The 4,857-nt window shown below is 72.4% G+C and carries 4 protein-coding genes; all 4 read right to left on the bottom strand.

Translation table 11 applies throughout. The annotated features are described in order from the left end of the window. Nucleotides 1-79 precede the first annotated feature (79 nt). Entirely contained in the window at nucleotides 80-1,429 is a 1,350-nt protein-coding gene (locus AOK03_RS30625; RefSeq protein ID WP_208609630.1) for a serine/threonine-protein kinase, read from the bottom strand. After that, nucleotides 1,423-2,391 carry a protein phosphatase 2C domain-containing protein gene (locus AOK03_RS30630; RefSeq protein ID WP_055568620.1) on the bottom strand — a complete coding sequence of 323 codons (969 nt, stop codon included), beginning with the start codon at nucleotides 2,389-2,391 and terminating at the stop codon, nucleotides 1,423-1,425. Before AOK03_RS30630 ends, AOK03_RS30625 begins: the two co-directional genes overlap by 7 nt. Further along, complete coding sequence (locus AOK03_RS30635) at nucleotides 2,388-3,047, bottom strand: vWA domain-containing protein (protein WP_244177815.1); 660 nt, start codon at nucleotides 3,045-3,047, stop codon at nucleotides 2,388-2,390. The genes AOK03_RS30630 and AOK03_RS30635 overlap by 4 nt, the downstream gene beginning before the upstream one ends. Nucleotides 3,048-3,190: 143 nt before the next feature. Next, on the bottom strand, nucleotides 3,191-4,857 hold a 1,667-nt coding region (locus AOK03_RS30640; protein WP_244177814.1), incomplete at its 5' end, for a GTPase-associated protein 1-related protein.

Consider the following 4,857-nt stretch of genomic DNA (forward strand, 5'->3'; position numbering starts at 1 on the left):
CCGCCTCCCCAGGCGCCACCGCCGTCCCGGTGGGGCACGTGGTGGCGACGCTGGCGCGACTGGTGGTCCTGAACCGGCGCTACTCCTTGACCATCGCCTCCGTCCCGCCGCCGAACTCGATCAGCAGCCCCGACCGGAGGGCGATCGTCTTGCCCGGGTCCACGTCGCGCACCGTCCCGTCGTCCTTGCGGGCCGTCCACACCGCCTTGGTGCGGTTGGTGAGACCGAACCGGCCGCGCTGCTGCGGGTGTTCGGTCACCTCGCCGACGACGGCGGAGAAGTCGTGGCGATCGGGGTCGTCCCGCAGGTGGTGGGCGTAGACGCGGGCGCTCGGGGCGAGCCTGATGCCACGCCTCGTGCGGAGGTTCCCCGTACCGGTGACCAGCTCCAGGCGGGGCGGCAGCGTCAGGACGGTGCGGCACTTCCAGCACTTGGGGGGTGCTCCGTCGGGCTGGGTCAGGTTCTGCTTTCCGCAGGCGCCGCACTGGGTGATGGCGTCGAGGACCTGGCTGAGCGCGTTGCGCCACTGCGTCTCGCGCACCCGCAGCGTGGGGTTGCGCAGGCCTTCCGTGAAGGTCTTGATGAACAGGTCCCGCAGGATCTGCGGCAGCGCCCCCCAGGTCGCCTCGACGGTCGGCTGCTCGCCGGGCACCGGGCGGTTGCGGGTGTCGGACGGGTCGTAGACGAAGACCGGATCGGTGCCGTACAGGCGGCGTTTGGCGGCCTCGTCCATGCAGCGGATGCTGAGGGCGAGGGCGCCGTTGAACGGGTGGTCGTTCATCAGGAGCAGGAAGAGCAGCACGGCGAGGGAGTGCAGGTCGCTCTGGGTGCCGGGCTGGGCGCCCTTGTCGCCGCGGACCAGCTCGGGCGCCATGAAGTCCATGGTGCCCGCGACGGCGGCCTCGGCGCCGTCGACGACGGCGTTGTCGTTGTCGCAGACGAGGACGTCGCCGGTGCGCGGGTCGAAGAAGATGTTGCCCCAGTTGATGTCGCGGTAGGCGATGCCCCGGGAGTGCAGGGCGCGGTACGCCTCGACGGTGTGCAGCGCCACGGTCACCAGGGTCCGCATCGTGGCGGACGCCACCGAGGGGTCGCGGCGGAAGAGGGCGGGCAGATCGCAGAAGCGTGCGGGCCGTACGTCCATGAGGTAGCCGAAGCCGGGCTGTTTGCCCTCGGGGTCCATGACGATGGAGCAGGGCCACAGGAAGCGGGGGTCGTCCCAGCCCTTGGCGATGAGCCCTTCGAGGATCTCCCGCTGCCGGGCGTCGGCGAGCTGGGGGTAGTACCACTTGACCGCGCGGTCCCCGGTGGGCGTCTGGACGCGATAGACCTCGCCCTGGCCGCCGGAGCCGAAGAGATCGGCGACCTTGAGCTTCTCCCCCGACTCGGCCACCAGGGTCTTTCCGGCGGCGAGCATGCCGTTCACCATTCTGTTCCTCTCTGCCCGTGAGGGTCCTGGTCCTGCTGGTCGTGCTGGTGGTGCTGGTCCTGCTCGTGTGGTTCGTCGCTGTGCTGTGCGGGCACCGCTATGGCGCCCACGAGGGTCGTGTCGTCCCCGGAGAACTTGGCGGCCCGCCCCAGCCAGTCCGGCAGCTGGGCCTGGACCGCCGCCACGCCCTGTCCTGCGGCGCGCTCGCCGAGGCCGGTGGCGAAGTCCAGGAAGCCCTGGTGGTCGGCGAAGCTCTTGGAGAGCCCGTCGGTGGACAGCAGCACGCACGGCGGCGCGCCGCCGGTGAACGGCTGCCAGTGCGCCCGCATCTTGCGCCAGGGCTCGGGCGCGCAGAGGGAGTCCGTCTCGTCGCCCATGTCGGGCCCGGTGGAGAGCGGGGTGTGCGGGGTGCCGCCGTCATCGACGAGCACGATGTCACCGTCGCCCAACTGCCAGCAGAACAGCATGTGTTCGGTCAGCACGGCGCCGACGAGGGTGCTTCCGTAGGCGGCGAGGTCCGGGACGCCGGAGCGTTCGCGGTCCCCCGTGCGGCCCGCCGCCGCGGGCCATCGGGCGCCGTGGGCGGGCGAGTTGGAGTCGTACAGCAGCGCGCACTCGTGCCAGCGGTGGCCCACCTGCTGCGGCAGGCGGCGCGCCTCCTCGCGCAGGGCGGGCCAGCCCGCCGCGTCGTCACCGACGCGCGCGGCCTCGCGCGCGAAGGCCACCGCGCACGCCGTGAACTCCGCCACCGCCCAGAGCGCCCCGAGGTCGCTGCGGAAATGAGCGGCGCTGCCGTGTCCGTCGGCGACCGCGAGGACGACCGCACGGCCCCCGGCCACGGGCAGGACCGCGCTGCGGTCCTGGCTGAACTTCTTCGCCACTCCCTTGACCGCGCCGCTGAGCAGCACCCAGGGCCCGGCCGCCGCCGGGCCGGGTCCGGTCGTCGTCTGCGACCCGGTCACCAGATGTCGTCTTCGCCCTTGGTCATCGACGGCACGTCGATCGGCGTCGCGGGCTTCGCGCCGTCGTCGACCTTCGGGGTGGAGGCGTCCTTGACGACCACGGTGGACATCCAGCGGATGGCGGCGGCGAGCTGGCGCGGGTTCTTCGCCTGCAGGGGCTCCAGTTCGGGGTTGCCGAGGAACTCCTTGAGCATGCTCTTGTCCGCGTCGTCGCCGATGGCCACCGCGACGCGCACGGCACGCTTGCCCCACGGCGTGCTGTCGATGGCGCGCAGCCCGGCCCGCCAGTCGTCGGTGGGCTGCCCGTCGGAGGCGAGCGCGAGCACGGGCGGCAGGGCGCGCTGCGGCATCGGCGGGGTCTGCAGCGCACCGGCCGCCAGCTTGAACGCGGCGCCCATGTCCGTGCCGCCGTAGATGTGCACGTCCTCCCAGGAGAACCGGTCGACCGGGGTGGGCTCGCCGACGTGCCAACTGGCGCCGCTGGCGAAGGTGATGGCGCGCACCAGCAGGGACGCGGCGGGGTTGGACTGGGCGGCCTGCTGCATTTCCGGGATGGCTTCCCGGATGGCGAAGTTCAGCTCGCCGATCTTGCCGTTCACGCCCATGGAGCCCGAGCAGTCGAGCATCCAGATGAAGTGCACAGGGCGGCTCGCCATACTGCCACCGGGGAAGTTGTCGGCGATGATGGTCTCGCTGGTATCGCTCACGCTGGTCCTTTCATGGGGAGTTCAGTGGTGGGGTGCGGCGGGTCCGCAGACGGTGCGCCGCCCCGCTCGCACGGGGTTCGGCTCCGGCTCGATCAGCTCTTCTCCTGGCCCGCGCGATATCGCCACGCCGTCCATTCCTGCACGTCCTGGCCCTCCCGCTGGAGGACGGTGGCCACCTGTCCGAGATGGTGGTCGTCCAGACGTACGAAGACGGGCGCGAGCACTTGGTCGAGCAGTTCGGCGGCGACCTCGCGCCATTCGGCGGTGACGCCGTGCCGACGGCGGGGCCGCCAGATGTGGTAGTACGCGGCCAACTCGGCCGGTTTGCCGGGCAGTTCACGTTCGAGACGGTCGCACGTCCGATCCGCCATGAGGTGCGCTCGGTAGGCCCCGAGGAGGTCCGGTCCCGCGGCGACGAGGATCTGCAGCCCGTGCGACTCGCAGACGTCGAGCGGGTTCGCCCCGGCGAGGGCGCGGCCCACCCGCTCGTCGATGCCCTTCCGCAGCACCACGCCGAGCGGCGACACCTTGCGCCCCAGCTCTCTGAGCCGGCCGACCGAGGCCCTGCTGACGCCGAGCCGCCCGTCGGCGAGGTCCTGGGCGATGACGAGGAGCTCCGCGGTGTCGCGGTCCTGGGCGCCGAGCTTGGCGTCCTTGCGCATCTCCCGTGCGAAGTCGACCAGTTCGAGGTCGCAGTGGTCCGGCTCCCTGAGCCAGCCCATGATGCGGCGGCCGAGATCCGCCTCGATGATCAGACGGGGGGTGCAGACGCGGGCCACCCGGGGCTGCTCGGCGCGGTCCGGCGGGTCGTTGCGCCACACCATGCGCCACAGCAGGTTGAGGGTCTTGACATCCTCGACCCGCTGCCCGGAGAGGAGTTCGGTCAGCCGCTCGAAGAGCTCGACGCCCCGCAGCCGGTCCGGCGGGCCGCTCCACTGCGCGGCGGCCGCGGCGAGGCGGACGGTGAGCGGCGCGTCGTCGATGTTGCGCCGCAGCCATGCGCCCTGCGGCGAGTTGGCGAGGGCGCGCAGACGGTCCAGTTTGCGCTCGGTGAAGCCCACGAGGAGGAGCCGGAGCACACGGCGGGTGAAGGCGACGTGGTCGAGTTCGGACAGGACCTGGACGGCCTGTGCGCAGTCGCGCCGCTCGGGGTGGAGCAGGGCGTCCGCGAGGCGGTCCATGGCCTCGGCGAGACCGGGCCCGCCGTCGGCGCCCACGGCCAGGGCGAGGCGCAGCGGCTCCGTCCAGGTGGTGACGGGGTCGCGGAGCCGGGCGCGCAGGGCGCCGTCGGCGCGGTCGCCGTACTCCTCGCGCAGTTCCCGCCAGGCCTCCTGACCGAGCGGCAGACCTTCGAAGGCGGCCAGGTCGGGGAGTGTGCCGCGGCCGCGGGACGCGTCGAGCCGGTGCTTGACGAGGGCGAGGGCGAGGGGCCGGGCCGCGAGGGCCTGGTCGCCGTCGAGCCCCCGGCAGAGCCTGTCGAGCTCGTCGAGGGTGCCCGGGTCCGCCTCGCCCCTGGTCACGGAGTGGGCGAAGGCGTCGAAGACGGCGCGGAGGGTCTCGCCGCCGAGGCCGGTGAGACCGGTGAGCTCGGCCCGTTCAGCGCGCTCTGCGTGTTCGGCGGGGTCTACGTGTTCGGCGGGCTCTGTGTGTTGGGCGTGCCCTGTGTGTTGGGCGTGTCCTGTGTGTTGGGCGTGCCCTGTGTGTTGGGCGTGTCCTGTGTGTTGGGCGTGCCCTGTGTGTTCAGCGGGCTCCGTACGCT

The sequence above is a fragment of the Streptomyces atriruber genome (assembly GCF_001418325.1).
Taxonomy (GTDB): domain Bacteria; phylum Actinomycetota; class Actinomycetes; order Streptomycetales; family Streptomycetaceae; genus Streptomyces; species Streptomyces atriruber.

Excerpts from the sequence above, each read along its gene's own strand:
- AOK03_RS30625 (WP_208609630.1), bottom strand. The coding sequence starts at position 1,429 with ATGGTGAACGGCATGCTCGCCGCCGGAAAGACCCTGGTGGCCGAGTCG.
- AOK03_RS30635 (WP_244177815.1), bottom strand. The coding sequence starts at position 3,047 with ATGGCGAGCCGCCCTGTGCACTTCATCTGGATGCTCGACTGCTCGGGC.